The organism is Lentzea sp. JNUCC 0626, from assembly GCF_043632865.1.
Classification (GTDB): Bacteria; Actinomycetota; Actinomycetes; order Mycobacteriales; family Pseudonocardiaceae; genus Lentzea.
The window spans coordinates 6,296,851-6,310,911 of the sequence record NZ_CP171635.1; the positions used below are offsets into that span (position 1 = coordinate 6,296,851).

At 67.7% G+C, this 14,061-nt stretch carries 13 protein-coding genes; 3 read left to right on the forward strand and 10 right to left on the reverse strand.

The features are described 5' to 3' along the window. Positions 1 to 39 precede the first annotated feature (39 nt). Positions 40 to 762, forward strand: a complete 723-nt coding sequence (locus JNUCC0626_RS28505) for a GNAT family N-acetyltransferase (protein ID WP_394613826.1) — start codon at positions 40 to 42, stop codon at positions 760 to 762. Here the strand turns inward: JNUCC0626_RS28505 and JNUCC0626_RS28510 are convergent. From JNUCC0626_RS28510 to typA, 9 genes are all read right to left on the reverse strand, one after another. Continuing rightward, positions 738 to 1,163 (reverse strand): hypothetical protein, encoded by a 426-nt coding sequence (locus JNUCC0626_RS28510; protein WP_394613827.1) that lies wholly within the window; start codon positions 1,161 to 1,163, stop codon positions 738 to 740. The two genes, JNUCC0626_RS28505 and JNUCC0626_RS28510, sit on opposite strands and share 25 nt — an antisense overlap. Continuing rightward, positions 1,153 to 1,989, reverse strand: coding sequence for an N-acetyl-1-D-myo-inositol-2-amino-2-deoxy-alpha-D-glucopyranoside deacetylase (gene mshB, locus JNUCC0626_RS28515; protein WP_394613828.1), 837 nt, complete (start codon positions 1,987 to 1,989; stop codon positions 1,153 to 1,155). The genes JNUCC0626_RS28510 and mshB overlap by 11 nt, the downstream gene beginning before the upstream one ends. Before the next feature lie 77 nt (positions 1,990 to 2,066). Continuing rightward, positions 2,067 to 3,059, reverse strand: coding sequence for an ABC transporter ATP-binding protein (locus JNUCC0626_RS28520; protein WP_285643452.1), 993 nt, complete (start codon positions 3,057 to 3,059; stop codon positions 2,067 to 2,069). Continuing rightward, on the reverse strand, positions 3,056 to 4,216 hold the full coding sequence (locus JNUCC0626_RS28525) for an ABC transporter ATP-binding protein (protein WP_394613829.1): 1,161 nt from the start codon (positions 4,214 to 4,216) through the stop codon (positions 3,056 to 3,058). Before JNUCC0626_RS28525 ends, JNUCC0626_RS28520 begins: the two co-directional genes overlap by 4 nt. Then, on the reverse strand, positions 4,216 to 5,112 hold the full coding sequence (locus JNUCC0626_RS28530; RefSeq protein ID WP_382440406.1) for an ABC transporter permease: 897 nt from the start codon (positions 5,110 to 5,112) through the stop codon (positions 4,216 to 4,218). The genes JNUCC0626_RS28525 and JNUCC0626_RS28530 overlap by 1 nt, the downstream gene beginning before the upstream one ends. A 28-nt stretch (positions 5,113 to 5,140) precedes the next feature. Continuing rightward, the gene (locus tag JNUCC0626_RS28535) at positions 5,141 to 6,139 is read right to left on the reverse strand and encodes an ABC transporter permease (RefSeq protein ID WP_394613830.1); all 999 of its coding nucleotides are present in this window, start codon (positions 6,137 to 6,139) and stop codon (positions 5,141 to 5,143) included. A 93-nt stretch (positions 6,140 to 6,232) separates the two neighbouring features. Beyond that, positions 6,233 to 8,014 carry an ABC transporter family substrate-binding protein gene (locus tag JNUCC0626_RS28540; RefSeq protein WP_394613831.1) on the reverse strand — a complete coding sequence of 594 codons (1,782 nt, stop codon included), beginning with the start codon at positions 8,012 to 8,014 and terminating at the stop codon, positions 6,233 to 6,235. 300 nt (positions 8,015 to 8,314) lie between these two features. After that, positions 8,315 to 9,979, reverse strand: a complete 1,665-nt coding sequence (locus tag JNUCC0626_RS28545; protein WP_394613832.1) for an ABC transporter family substrate-binding protein — start codon at positions 9,977 to 9,979, stop codon at positions 8,315 to 8,317. A gap of 698 nt (positions 9,980 to 10,677) precedes the next feature. Further along, positions 10,678 to 12,573, reverse strand: coding sequence for a translational GTPase TypA (typA, locus tag JNUCC0626_RS28550; protein ID WP_394613833.1), 1,896 nt, complete (start codon positions 12,571 to 12,573; stop codon positions 10,678 to 10,680). Positions 12,574 to 12,738: 165 nt separating this feature from the next. Between typA and JNUCC0626_RS28555 the strand changes: the two genes are divergently transcribed. Further along, positions 12,739 to 12,894: a hypothetical protein gene (locus tag JNUCC0626_RS28555; protein WP_162185756.1), complete on the forward strand. Its 156-nt coding sequence runs from the start codon at positions 12,739 to 12,741 to the stop codon at positions 12,892 to 12,894. Then, on the forward strand, positions 12,891 to 13,721 hold the full coding sequence (locus JNUCC0626_RS28560) for a S41 family peptidase (RefSeq protein WP_394613834.1): 831 nt from the start codon (positions 12,891 to 12,893) through the stop codon (positions 13,719 to 13,721). The genes JNUCC0626_RS28555 and JNUCC0626_RS28560 overlap by 4 nt, the downstream gene beginning before the upstream one ends. Here the strand turns inward: JNUCC0626_RS28560 and JNUCC0626_RS28565 are convergent. Further along, positions 13,718 to 14,020 (reverse strand): YciI family protein, encoded by a 303-nt coding sequence (locus JNUCC0626_RS28565; protein ID WP_394613835.1) that lies wholly within the window; start codon positions 14,018 to 14,020, stop codon positions 13,718 to 13,720. The two genes, JNUCC0626_RS28560 and JNUCC0626_RS28565, sit on opposite strands and share 4 nt — an antisense overlap. Positions 14,021 to 14,061 lie beyond the last annotated feature (41 nt).

The window sequence follows — 14,061 nt, forward strand, 5'->3', positions numbered from 1 at the left end:
GCTCGGAAATCCTCTCGCCAACCTAGTCAGGATGGAGAGGTGCACACCGTGGATCACCTGGAATCGCTCTGCGCGCGAGCATGGCCTGCCCTGGCAGAAGTTCCGCTCGGAAACTGGTTGATGCGCGCCGCCGAAGGCTTCACCGGCCGCGCGAACAGCACTCTGACCTGCGGCGATCCCGGCATACCGATACCGGACGCCCTGATCGCCGTGGAGAGGTTCGCCCGCGAGCACGGCATCAAACCCACCGCGCATGTGGTGAACGGCTCACTCGCCGAACCCGCGATCGAAGCCGCTGGTTGGAGGGTCGATCTGGATCATCCGGGCGGGTCGGAATCGCTCGTGATGACCGGTCCGCTGGAGAAGTTCGCGCAGGGCGTAGCCGAGAGTCGTGATCTTCCCGGATGGTGGGAACTGACGGCAGGATCCGAGACGACCGCCGCCCAGCGCCACGTCCTCGGCAGCGGCGGCAACGTCTGCTTCGCGAGCATCGAGGACAACGGCACGGTCATCGCCGCCGTGCGGGGCGCGGTCGTCGAGGACCTCCTGCACGTCGCGCGGCTCGCCGTGCGGCCATCACACCGCCGTCAGGGCCTCGCGCGGCGCCTCATGGGCGAGCTGGCCGGCTGGGGGCTCGAGCAGGGCGCCACGACGTGCGTGCTCCAGGTCGCCGAGCACAACGAACCGGCGATCCGCCTGTACGAGGACCTCGGCTGCACCGAGCACCACCGCTACCGCTACTGGATCCCGGCGGTCTCGTAGAGGCCCGGGCGGTTCGCGGCGTTGCGGGCCATCACGGCCCCGACGGCGACCGCGCCCGGCAGCGCGCCACCGGCGATCAGCAGCAGCGTCCGCCAGTCGCCCAGCAGGAACTGCCCCTGGCCACCCGGCTCGAAGAAGCCGAGCACGAAGATCGTGAAGAACCACACGATCAACGGAGCCGCGGCGGCCAGGACCCGGCTCGACAGCCCGGCCGCCCACTGCACCAGCAACGGCGTGGTGACCACGGCCACCACGATCGTCACGGGGAACGGCAGGTCCGCCAGGCGCGGCAGCAGCGTGCCGTCCAGGCGGACCGGGAGGAAGAACGTTTCCAGCAGGGCGAGCACCGCTGCCTCGACGCACAGAAGCAGCAGCAGAACCACTCGCCAGCTAGCGGTCACCCAGTCCTCCGAACAAGTCCGCGGCCGCACCCTCCGGTGAGCCCTTGGCCAGCACGTAGAACTCGCCGCCGACGATCGGCTGCGCGATGTTGTTGGACAGCGCATATCCGCCGTCCCACACACTGACCTGCGTCGAGTGTGCCCTCAAGGCACGCCTTTTAGCCGTCAGGTGCTCCGAAACGTCGACAACCGTTGTGATCTCTTCATCCGGCGTCACCGGGAGTTCGCCCGGCTCGGGCAGCCGGAACGCCTCGGGGACGTTCTCCAGCGCGGCCACGCCGGCCTCGGTCGCGTCGCGGGACGTCACCGCGTAGAAGACCCGCTCGACCTCGGAGACCTGCGCGCACGCGGCGACCGTGATCTCGTGCGCGCGGATGTGGTCGGGGTGTCCGTAGCCGCCGAACGCGTCGTAGCTCACGACGACCTGAGGCTTGACCTCGCGCAGGATCTCGACCAGCTGAGCGGTCTGCTCGTCGAGCGATCCCTGGACGAACGCGCGCGCCTTGGCGTTGGACGGCACGTCGACCATGCCGGAGTCGCGCCAGCGGCCGATCCCGCCGAGGAACCGGTGGTCGGTCACGCCGAGGGCCGCGCACGCGGATCTCAGCTCGCCGACCCGGTATCCACCGAGCTGATCGGCCTGGTCGGCGGCCAGGTGCGCGAGCGCGGGCGGGATGATCTCGCCCTCTTCACCGAGGGTGCAGGTGATGACGGTGACGTGCGCGCCGGCCGAGGCGTAGCGCGCGATGGTGCCGCCAGTCCAAAGACTCTCGTCGTCGGGGTGGGCGTGCACGAAGAGCAACCGCGGTGGGGCAGTCAGGGTCACTGAAACAGAGTAAAGGCCGCCCTCATCAGTTGATAAAGGCGGCCTTTGCTAACGGTCCGAAGACACAGGTATTACTGCTACACGACCGAACGTTCCTCGGCGAAGTGGCAGGCGGACAGCGTGCCGTCCGGCCCGCCGCGCCTTTCCAGCCGGGGTTCTTCGGTGGCGCAGATGTCCTGCGCCTTCCAGCACCGGGTGCGGAAGCGACAGCCCGACGGCGGATTGACGGGCGACGGCACGTCCCCGGTCAGCACGATCCGCTGGCGCTTGCGCTCCGCCTTCGGGTCGGGCATCGGCACGGCCGACAGCAACGCCTGCGTGTACGGGTGCATCGGCTTGTTGTAGATGGCCTCGCGCTCGCCCATCTCGATGATCTTGCCGAGGTACATGACCGCGACTCGGTCCGAGATGTGCCGCACCACCGAGAGGTCGTGCGCGACGAACAGGTAGGCCAGCCCGAGCCGTTCCTGCAACTCCTCCAACAGGTTCACGACACCGGCCTGCACCGAGACGTCCAAAGCGGACACCGGCTCGTCCAGCACCAGGAACCGCGGGTTCAACGCCAGGGCGCGGGCGATGCCGATGCGCTGGCGCTGGCCGCCGGAGAACTCGTGCGCGTACCGGCTGCGGTGTTCGGGGTTGAGGCCCACGAGCTCCATCAGCTCGTTGACCCGGCGCTGCACGCCGCCCTCGACACCGTGGATCACCAGGGGTTCCGCGATGATGTCGTTGACCTGCCACTTGGGGTTCAGCGACGCGTACGGGTCCTGGAAGACGATCTGGATGTCCTTGCGCAACGGCCGCAACTGCTTGGTGCTCATGGACGTGAGCTCGCGGCCCTCGAACTTCACCGAGCCCGAGGTCGGCTTGTGCAGCTGCAGGATCGCGCGCCCGGTCGTGGACTTGCCGCAACCGGACTCGCCGACGAGACCGAGCGTCTCACCGGGGTGCAGGGTGAACGACACCCCGGACACGGCCTGCACCGTACCGACGTTGCGCGGGATGATTCCCTTGCCGCGCACCGGGAACTCCTTGACGAGGTCGGTGACCTCCAGCAGCGGAGCGGTCACTTCGCCTCCTCATCGGTTACCAGCGAGCCGTGCACGGCGGTCACTTCGAGCGACTCGTCGGGGTTGGCCGCGACGAACGCGGCCGGGTTCTCCACCGAGCCGATCTCCTCGTGCAGGAACAACCGTTGCGGCGTCTCGATCGTCGCCAGGTGCTCCCAGCGGTGGCAGCGCGTCGTGTGGTTCGCCGCGCCCGCCTCCTCGAGCATCGGCTCCCACTCGTGGCACACGTCGGTGACGAGCGGGCAGCGCGGCGAGAACGAGCAGCCGGACGGCAGGTTCACCAGCGACGGCGGCGCGCCCTTGATCGGGGTGAGCCGCTTGCCCAAAGTGGACGGATTGGGCACGGAGCCCAGAAGTCCCACGGTGTAGGGCATCCGCGGCCGTTCGAAGACGTCGTCGACCGGGCCGGACTCGACCACGGTGCCGCCGTACATCACCTGCACGCGGTTGACCATGCCCGCGACCACGCCGAGGTCGTGCGTGATCATGACGATCGCCGCGTCGGTCTCGGACTGCAGCCGGAGCATGGTGTCGAGGATCTGCGCCTGCACCGTCACGTCGAGCGCGGTGGTCGGCTCGTCGGCGATGATCACGCTGGGGTCGTTGATGATCGCCATCGCGATGACCACGCGCTGCCGCATGCCGCCGGAGAACTCGTGCGGGTACTGGGCCGCGCGCTTGTCCGGCTGCGGGATGCCGACGAGTTCGAGCGCCTCGACCGCCTTGGCCCACGCCGCCTTCTTCGACACGTCGTGGTGCGCGCGGTAGGTCTCGGCGAGCTGCCACCCCACGGTGTAGACGGGGTTCAGCGACGTCATCGGGTCCTGGAAGATCATCGAGATGTGCTTGCTGCGGAACGGCTGCATCTGCTTGTAGGTGCGGCCGTTCAGCTCCTCACCGCGGTAGCGGATCGAGCCTTCGATGACGGCGTTCTTGGGCAGCAGGCCCATGATCGCCATGGAGGACACCGACTTGCCGGAGCCCGACTCGCCGACGATGCCCAGCACGTCGCCCGCGTTGAGGTCGAACGAGACGTTGCGCACGGCGCGGACGTCGCCGTCGTCGGTCGGGAAGGTGACGCTGAGGTCCTTGACCGAGAGCAGCGGCGCGGTGGTGTTGGAGGGCAGGAAGTCCTCCGTCAGTTCGGAAACACTCATCAGGCACGCACCTTCGTCTGCCTCGGGTCGAACGCGTCGCGCAGGCCGTCACCGATGAAGTTGACGGCCAGGGAGAGCGACACGAGCACGATGAACGGACCCCAGAAGAGCCACGGCCGGTTCATGAACTGCCCGTAGTTCTCCAGCACGATCACGCCGAGCGAGGTGTCCGGGGGCTGGACTCCCAGTCCCAGGAACGACAACGCGGCCTCGGTGAGCACCGCGGCGGCGATCGCGAGCGTGGCGTTGACGGTGATGCTGCCGATCATGTTCGGCACGAGGTGCTTGAAGATGATCCGCGGCGTCGAGGCGCCGCACGCGCGGGCGGCCTCGATGAACTCCCGCTGTGCCAAGGAAAGCGTCTCACCCCGGGTGATGCGGGCGATCGACATCCAGGCGAACGCGGCGAGCACGAGCGCGACGACGTACCAGCTGCCCGAGAACCCCTTGACGACGATCGCGGCGACCGCGATCTGGGGGATGATCAGCAGCAGGTCGACGAGGCGCATCAGCGCCGTGTCGACGAAGCCGCGCAGATAACCGGCGAGCGCGCCGAACGTCACGCCGATCGCCGTCGCCAGCGCGGCCACGATCAACGCGATCTGCAGCGAATAACCGGTGCCGCGCATGAGAAGCGCGAGCATGTCCTTGCCGACCTGGGTGGTGCCGAGCGGGTGCGTGCCGCTCATCGGCTGGTAGGACTTGCTGCTCACGTCCTCGTAGTCGAACGTCCAGATGAACGGTCCGAGGAACGCGAACAGCACGAGGAAGACGAAGACGCCGAGGCTCACCATGGCGAGCCGGTGGCGCAGGAAACGCCGCATGACCAACTGGCCCTGCGTGCGGGTCTTGGTGGCGTCGAACTCGTGGGAGTCGGACTGGGGAGCGCTGTTCACCACGCCGCCCTCGGACGCCAAGTTGATGTTAGCCAAGGCGAATCCTAGGGTCGAGGATGCCGTACACGACGTCGGCGATCAGGTTGAACAGCACGATCAGGGTGGCCGTGACCGCGAGCCAGCCCATCAGCATGGGCGGGTCGAACTGCCGCACGGAGTTGACCAGCAGCGTGCCCATGCCGGCCCAGCCGAACACGGTCTCGGTGATGATCGCGCCGGACAGCACGGCACCGAAGTTCAGCGAGAACAGCGTCGACACGGGGATCAGGGCGTTGCGGAACGCGTGCCGGAAGATCACGCGGCTCTGCGAGATGCCCTTCGCCCGCGCGGTGCGCACGAAGTCCGAGTGCAGGATCTCCAGCATGGAGGCGCGTTCGAACCGGCTGTAGGCGGCGAAGCTGATCAGCATCAGCGCGACCGTCGGCAGCAGGAACGTGCCGGTGTACTTGAAGATCACTTCGCCGAAGCTGCCGCTGAAGCCACCCGGCCGCGGGCCCGCGGTGGTGAGCCAGCGGTCCAGCCCCATCGACTCCAGGACGTTGTTGAACTGGATGCCGTAGTTCTTCACGATGACCGCGACGCAGAAGATCGGCATCGAGAACATGAGGAACGCGGTGCTGGTGGCGAGGTAGTCGAAGATCGAGTACTGGCGCACGGCGGCGAGCACGCCGACCGAGACACCCAGTGTGAGCGCGAGGAGTTCGGCGCCGATGACGAGGCGGCCGGTGGTCCACAGCGCGTCGGTGACGGCGGGGAAGACGGCGGTCTTGGCCTGACCGAGGGCGATGCTCTGGCCCCAGTCACCGGACAGGAAGTCGGTGAGCCAGTTCCAGTAGCGGATGACGACGGGCTGGTCCAAGCCGAGGGCGACCTCGGCCGCCTTGAGGTCGGCTTCGGTGACGCCGGGCCGGAATCGCATCTCCGCCAAGGGGTTTCCGGCGGTGGCGACGAGGACGTAACAGGCGAAGCTGCCGATCAGCAGGATGGGTATCGAGATCAGCAGGCGCCGGATGATGTAGCGGATCACGGGCGGGCTCCTAGGGGGCAACCCGGCTCGGGCGGGGCCGGACTCGTGGTCCGGCCCCGCCCGGTCAGGCGTTGCGCACTTCAGCTATGGCGATTACTTGGTCTGCCACTCGTTGGCGTTCCACAGCGCGCCGTAGTAGCTCTGGAAGTACACGCGGTCGAGCTCCTTGAAGGCCCACATGTTCGGCATCTGGAAGAGCGGAAGCGAACCGTAGGCGTTCGCGATCTCCTCATCGGCCTTGGCGAAGAACTTGAGCGACTCGGAGATCGACGTCTGCGAGACGGCCTCCTTCATGGCGGCGTCAGCAGCCGGGACGCTCAGGTTCTGCCAGTTCTGGCCACCGCCGGTCTCGTAGATCGACTTCTTGTCGCTCTTCAGCGGGCCACCGGACCACGCGAACAGCGCGACGTCGTAGTCACCCTGCGAGACGCGCTCGTCGAGGAAGTTCGGGTCGGTGTCGTCCTTGACCTCGATGCCGGCTTCCTTGCACTGGCCCTGGATCAGCTCGACGGTCTGCTTGCGCCGCGGGATGTCGGTGTGGCTGATCCGGAAGGAGGCACGCACGCCGTCCTTCGCGAACACGCCGTCCGCACCCTGCGCCCAGCCGGCGTCGGTGAGGATCTTCTTCGCCTCGGCCGGGTCACCCTTGGCCTTGTCGGCGTAGACGTCCTTGTAGCCCTCGTCCTTCGGGAAGAAGATCAGGCTGCCGAGCGGCTTCGCGTCGGCCTGGACCTCGGTGACCAGCTTGTCGATGATGTCCTGGCGCTTGACGCACATGAAGAACGCCTTGCGGATCTCTTCCTTGGCCAGCACCGGGTTCTTGAACTGGATGTCCAGGTGCTCGAACGACAGGCCGGGGCCCGCGCCGAACGTGATGCCCTGGGCGCTCAGGCCCTTCAGCTTCGTCGCGGCGTTCGCGTCGGGCTGGGCCATGGAGTTGACGGCGACCTCACCGTTCTCCAGCGCCTGCGCCTGCGCGACCGGGTCCGGCACCGCCTTCAGGATGATCTTGGCGGGGCCACCGGGCTTGCCGGCCCACTTCGGGTTGCGCTCGAGCGTGACCGACTGGTTCGGCTCGAAGGCGGTCAGCATGTACGGGCCGGCGCCCGGCATGAGGTCCTTCGTGAAGCCGTTCCACTTCTCGTTCCAGAAGTCAGCAGCCTTCTGGATTTCGGCGGGATCGGAAGCCTTGTTGAGCTTGGTGATGTCGGCGATGCCGGCGTTCTTCTCCAGGATGTGCGCGGGGAGAACGTCGTTGTTGAACAGGCCGATGTAGTCCGGGTACGGCGACTCGAAGGAGCCGACGAACGTCTGGTCGTCCTTGCACTCACCGGTCATCAGGTTGTACCCGGTGGTGCCGGCCGCCTTGAAGAACTTGCTGGCGTCGGCCTTCTTGGCCGAGTCGCTCTGGGTGAACCACGCCATGTAGAAGTCGTCGCAGTCCCAGGCCTCGCCGTCGGACCAGGCAACGCCCTTCTTGATCTTCCAGGTGACGACCTGCGGAGACTGCGAGGTGACCTCGACGCTCTCCATGACGTCCTTGTTGAGGCTGTACTTGTTGTTGCCGTTCAGGATGTGCGCACCCGGCTGTGCGAGAACCAGCGCGAACGTGTTGTAGGACTGGTTGGCGTCCTCGGTCGCGTTGTTGTACGACGTGAACGCTTTGTCCGTAGAGACGACGATCTGGTCGCTCTGCTTGGTGTCCGGCGCGGTGTACCCGTCCCCGGACTCACCGCGTGCGACAGCCATCTCCGCGATGGTGGCGTCGCCACCGTTGGCGTCGCTGCTGCCACCGCCGCCGCCACCGCAGGCACCCAGCACGAGAGACGCGCTGGCCACCAGCGCGATCGCCGGCAGTGCTTTGGTTCTCCTCATCGACACGTGCCCTCCTAGCACTGGGCGGCGTGGCCTGGTCGGCTTGCACGCCCATAACCGTGATGTGCCATACGCGCCCCGAACCGGCACATCGTGGGCAGCACGGTAAGAACCCGCTGAGGCGGTGGTCACTACCTGGGAGGGCGATCGTGACCCAATGGAAACAGGTTGTAGCGCGGCGCAATGGCCCGATTACCGGGCGCGTGCGTTCGTTGACCGGGCGCCAGAAATTCTGTCAACGAGAACGGCCGAACGTAGCAACGGTTGAACAGCCCGCGCAAACGATTTCCGGCCCCCCGACTACTTGTCGAGGCGCCGCCATTCGGGTGCACCGCTGAGCACGCCCGCGAGGGGTGCCCCGGTTCCGACTCCCGAAACCATCGTGGGCAGAACTCCGAGCAGATCGACCACCTGGAACAGCGGCACCGACACCGCCTGAGCCCCGATCAACGGCTCGACCCGGGCCAGCACGTCGGAGAGCAACGCCTTGCCGTTCAGCGCGGCGTCGATGTCGGCCTGGATCGCCAGGTCGCAGAACCCGGCGGGGTTGAGCGGACTCGGCGTCGCACCGTCCGGCGCGTCCCCGACGCACCCGAACTCGCTCGCGAGCGCCGCCGCCGAGTCACCGGCGTCGACGCGCGGCACGACAGCGATGTCGACGTTCTGCTCGACCAGTTCCTTGCTGAAGAGGTCCTCGGCGGTCGGCGTGACGACCTCGGAGTCAACCCCGCGGTCCTTCAGTTGCACTTTGATCCGGTTCGCGAGGCTCACGTACGGCTCGGTCTTCTCCGGCGCGGCGATCCTCAGCTTGAGCGGCTTGCCGTCCTTCTGCCACTCGGTGCCGGACTTCACGAACCCGGACTCGGTCAGCAACTGATCGCTCAGCGCCGCGTCGAGCGTGTTCGCGTTGATCGTCTTCGTGTACCCCGCACGGCTGGGCGGCACGACGTAGGAGTCGGCGCGGAACGAGGCACTGGGCCCGCTCTGCGTGCCGGACGCGATCAGCGCCTCCCGATCGAGCGCGGCGAGAATCGCCTTCCGCATCTTGACGTCTTTGAGCTGCGCGCTGCCCGGCCGGAGCAGCACCTGCACGACCTCGTTGCGCGGCACGGGTTGCGTGGTGACCTGCTCGATGGTCTTCAGCAGGTTCACGTCCGACGCGTCAGCCCTCAGCAGTGCGGCCTGATTGTCGCCTTTGGACAGTGACTCGGCCATCTGACTGTGCGTGGCACGACGAATCACGACCCGGTCGAGCGTCGTCGGCACCTCCCAGTACCGGTCGCTGCGTTCGAGCACGACTTCGCCTCGTGGTTCGTCGAGGCTGCGCACCTGGAACGGGCCCGCGGTGGCCGGGAAGTTGCTGGAGAGCACGTTCGACCACGTGCCCGGGGCGTCCTTGAGGAGGTGGGCCGGCAGGAGGTTCGAGAACAGGCTCCGCCAGCCCGGGAACGGCTTCCCGAAGGCGACCTCGACGACCTTGCCGCCCTCCCGGGCGCTGATGTTGTTGATGAGCCTGTAACCGGCCGGATCCACGACGCCCGGTTCGGCGCGCATACGCTGCCAGAGGTAGTAGAAGTCCTCGGCGGCGATCGGTGCGCTGTCCGACCAGCTGGCGTCCTTGCGGATCGTGTAGGTGACCGTGAACGGTTCGGCCTTGGTGACCTTGGCGCTCACCATCAGGTTGCGGTCCAGCTGCGGGGCGCCGTCGTTGCCCGGCCGGAACGGGGATGGGAGCAGGAGTGAGCTCAGCGCGGTGGTGATGGGGCTCTGGGCCGCCAGGGAGTGCGGGTTGTAGCCGCCTGCCACGTCGTCCACGCCCACGACTATCTCGGTCACCTTCGGGCCCGTCGTGGTGATGACCGGGGCCTCGGACTTGGGGACCAGAGGGGGAGGGGGCGCGTTCGTGCACGCCGCGGCTGTTGTGCACAGCACTGCGGCGGCTAGCACTCCCCCGAGTCGCCTCATGGTCCTCACATTGCCAGAAGGGGTGTGGTGGTGTTCGGGCAACCCAGGTTTTGTCACCCTTGCCACTCGTGGCGTCAGTTGTCGCCTCACTTGGTTGGACGCGGGTGGGCGGGGTGGGGTTGCGTTCCAGCGTGGTCGTGCAGACCTGGACGAGCTTTGGTTTCGACATCGCCGCTTCGCGACGATAGGGATTGGGGCTTGACTTCGGGGCCCTTGCGAGGCGCTGGTCGGCCGGAAAGGGCCGGGCTGAAAAGCGCCCGGCCGAGCCACGAGTGGTAGCACCTCGCACCCAAAGTCAAGCCCCAATCCCACACGTACGTGGTTGCGTCGACACCGCACGTCACCGATACCGGCTGGACGGTTTCGCCACGACTGACGGGCTCGCCTTCGGCTTCGCGTAGCTCGGGCGCGCGTTGTCTTCAGCCAAGAAGGACGCCTCGCCTCCGGCTTTGCCGTTGGGTCTTGGGTGGGCTCGGCTGCGCCATCGCGATGCTCGCGCTCATTCGGCCTGTCCTGCGGCTTCGTTCTCCTCAAGCCATTGGTCACTTAGCTCTTGGCTGCCCGTCGCTCGGCTACCGAACGCTCTGCCACCTCACCCGCCCATCTGGCCCCGTCTCCCCCTCGTTCCCCACGAACGCCGAAGGGCGGCAGAACCCTGGTGGGTCCTGCCGCCCTTCGTGCGGTCAGCGGTGGTGCGGTCAGACGCGGTTCTTGAGGCGCGAGCGCTCGCGGCCCCGCAGGTTCGCGTCCAGGATCACCTTGCGGACGCGGATGACCTCGGGGGCCACCTCCACGCACTCGTCGAAGGCGCAGAACTCGAGGGCCTCCTCGAGCGAGAGCTTGCGGGGGCGGGCCAGGGTTTCCATCACGTCCGCGGTGGAGGAGCGCATGTTGGTGAGCTTCTTCTCGCGGGTGATGTTGACGTCCAGGTCCTCGGCGCGCGGGTTCTCGCCCACGACCATGCCCTCGTAGGCGTCGGCGCCGGGCTCCACGAAGAAGGTGCCTCGGTCGGCCAGCTGGATCATCGCGTACGCGGTGATGGAGCCGGTGCGGTCGGCCACCAGGGAGCCGTTGTGGCGGGTGCGGATCTCGCCCGCCCACGGGCCGTAGCCCTCGGAGACGGCGTTGGCGATGCCGGTGCCGCGGGTCTCGGTGAGGAACTCGGTGCGGAAGCCGATGAGGCCCCGCGACGGGACCACGTAGTCGAGCTTGATGCGGCCCGTGCCGTGGCCCGACATGTTCTCCATGCGGCCCTTGCGGTTCGCCAGGAGCTGGGTGACGGCGCCGAGGTGCTCCTCGGGGCAGTCGACGGACAGGCGCTCGAACGGCTCGTGGATCTTGCCGTCGACGGTGTGCGTGACCACCTGGGGCTTGCCGACGGTGAGCTCGAAGCCCTCGCGGCGCATCTGCTCGACCAGGATGGCGAGGGCGAGTTCGCCTCGGCCCTGCACCTCCCAGGTGTCCGGGCGCTCGGTCGGGAGGACCTTGACCGACACGTTGCCGACGAGTTCGGCGTCGAGGCGGGCCTTGAGCACGCGGGCGGTGAGCTTGGTGCCGCCGTTGCGGCCCGCCAGCGGCGAGGTGTTCACACCGACGGTCATCGAGATGGCCGGCTGGTCGACGGTGATGCGGGGCAGCGCGACCGGGGCCTCGGCGTCGGCGAGGGTGTCGCCGATCGTGATGTCCGGGATGCCGGCGATGGCGACCAGGTCACCCGCGCGGGCGAACTCGGCCGGCTGGCGGTCGAGGGCCTCGGTGATGAGGAGTTCGGTGATGCGGACCTTGACGGGCTCGCCGTCCTCGCGGCACCACGCCACGGTCTCGCCCTTGCGCAGGGTGCCCTGGTGGATGCGGCACAGCGCGATGCGGCCGAGGAACGTCGACGCGTCGAGGTTCGTGACGAGCGCCTGCAGCGGGCCGTCGACGTCGACCTCGGGGGCCGGGATGTGCTCGAGCAGCACCTGGAACAGGGTGTCGAGGTTCTCCTCGTCCGGCAGGCCGCCGTCCTCGGGCTGGGTGAGCGACGCACGACCGGCGCGCGCGGAGGCGTAGACGACCGGCAGGTCCAGGACGGACTCGTCGGCGCCGACCTCGGTCGCCAGGTCGAGCAGCAGGTCGTGGGCCTCCTCGACGACCTCGGAGATCCGGGCGTCGGGGCGGTCGACCTTGTTGACCAGCAGGATCACCGGAAGGCCGGCGGCGAGGGTCTTGCGCAGCACGAAGCGCGTCTGGGGCAGCGGGCCCTCGGACGCGTCGACGAGCAGGACGACACCGTCGACCATGGACAGCGCGCGCTCGACCTCGCCACCGAAGTCGGCGTGGCCGGGGGTGTCGACGACGTTGATGATCACGTCGCCGTCCGGCGTGTGCCTGCGCACAGCCGTGTTCTTGGCGAGGATCGTGATGCCCTTCTCGCGCTCGAGCTCGCCCGAGTCCATGACCCGGTCGACGAGCTCGGCACGCGCGGAGAAGGCGCCGGACTGGCGCAGCATGGCGTCGACCAAGGTCGTCTTACCGTGGTCGACGTGCGCGACGATCGCGACATTTCGCAGGTCAGTGCGCGTCTGAAGGGCAGACGCGGTGGCCGTGGGCACGCAGAACTCCTAGAGCTTCGAAGGCGTTGGAGGGGCTCGCGCCGGACACTTCGATGCGCAGGGCCGTTGCTCATACTACCGGCTGCGTCGCCATTACCACACAACACTGCCAGTGAACTGAGCCTCACCTACTCTAGCGATACGTGTCGGAGTGGAGTTCAACCAGTGGGTAAAAAGCTCAAGAAGAAGTGCTGCCGTTCGAAACCCCAGTGCAAGCGCTGTCCGGTCCCGTTCCTGCTCAAGGAACGTGACAAGGCCCGCAAGAAGGCCGCCAAGAAGGCGGCGAAGGCAGCCAAGAAGGCCCTCAAGAAGGCCGCGTGAGACCTGAGGCCCTGGCACACGTCGACGAGGCTCTCGACCTCCTCCAGCGCCACTCGATCGAGAGCGCGAGAGCCGACTGGGCCGCCTTACGTGCTCAAGCTCACGCCGCCGAGAACGCCGACGAGGCGATCCGGCACGTGATCGCGGCCCTCGGCAACCCGCACACCCACCTGATCACGGCCGAGCGCGTGGCCTCACCGCCACCGCCCGTCGTGCCGACCGGTCAGGTGACCGGAACGACCGCTGTCGTGCGTCTCCCCGAGATCCACGCGAGCCACGGCCACACCTACGTCACCGAGGGCCTCAAGCTGATGCGCGCCCTCATCGCGGCGCACCCGATCGGGTGGATCGTGGACCTGCGCGGCAACCGCGGCGGCGCGATGCACCCGATGCTCACGGTCGTGGCCCCGCTGCTGGGCGAGGGCGAGCGCGGCAGGTTCGTCGGCCCGCACGGCGAGACCGGCTGGGGCGTCAGGCGCAGGCACCTCTACAGCGGCGGCACGCGCTCGTACCGCTGGCACCGGGTCCCGCCCGCGCAGCACGGCCCCGTGGCGGTGCTCGTCGACGGCAAGACCGCCAGTTCCGGCGAGGCGGTGCTGGTCTCGTTCCTGGGCGCGCACAACACGCGCTCGTTTGGCGCGCCCACCGCCGGCTTCGCGACGGCGAACCAGACCTATCAACTCAAGAACGGCGCGCGGCTCGCCATCACCACCGCGGTCATGGCCGACCGCACTGGCAGGACGTACGGCAACGCCCCGATAGCCCCGCACGTGTCCACGGACGACGCGCTCACCAAGGCCATCGAGTGGATCGAGAACCAGACCTAGTGCTGGAGCACGGCCTCGTTCAGCTTCAACAGCTCCGGCGCCGTCCGAGTCGCCTCGAACTCGCAGATCTCGTACTTCACGAGCTTCTGCTCCGCCCACGGGTCCGTCGCGAGCAGCGCTTCGAGCTTGCCCCGGGGCATGGGGCGCGTGATGATCACGCCGCCCGTCCTCGGCACCTGACGCCCCGAGGCGAGGAACAGTCCCCGCTCGTACTGCTTCTCGACCCACGCTCGGTGGTCGGGGAGGGCGTAGTCGATCTGTTCCAGTGGCGCGGAATACTTCAGCAGCACGATGAACATCCTTCGACGGTAGCCCTATACTGGGCATCGTGCGCACTCTG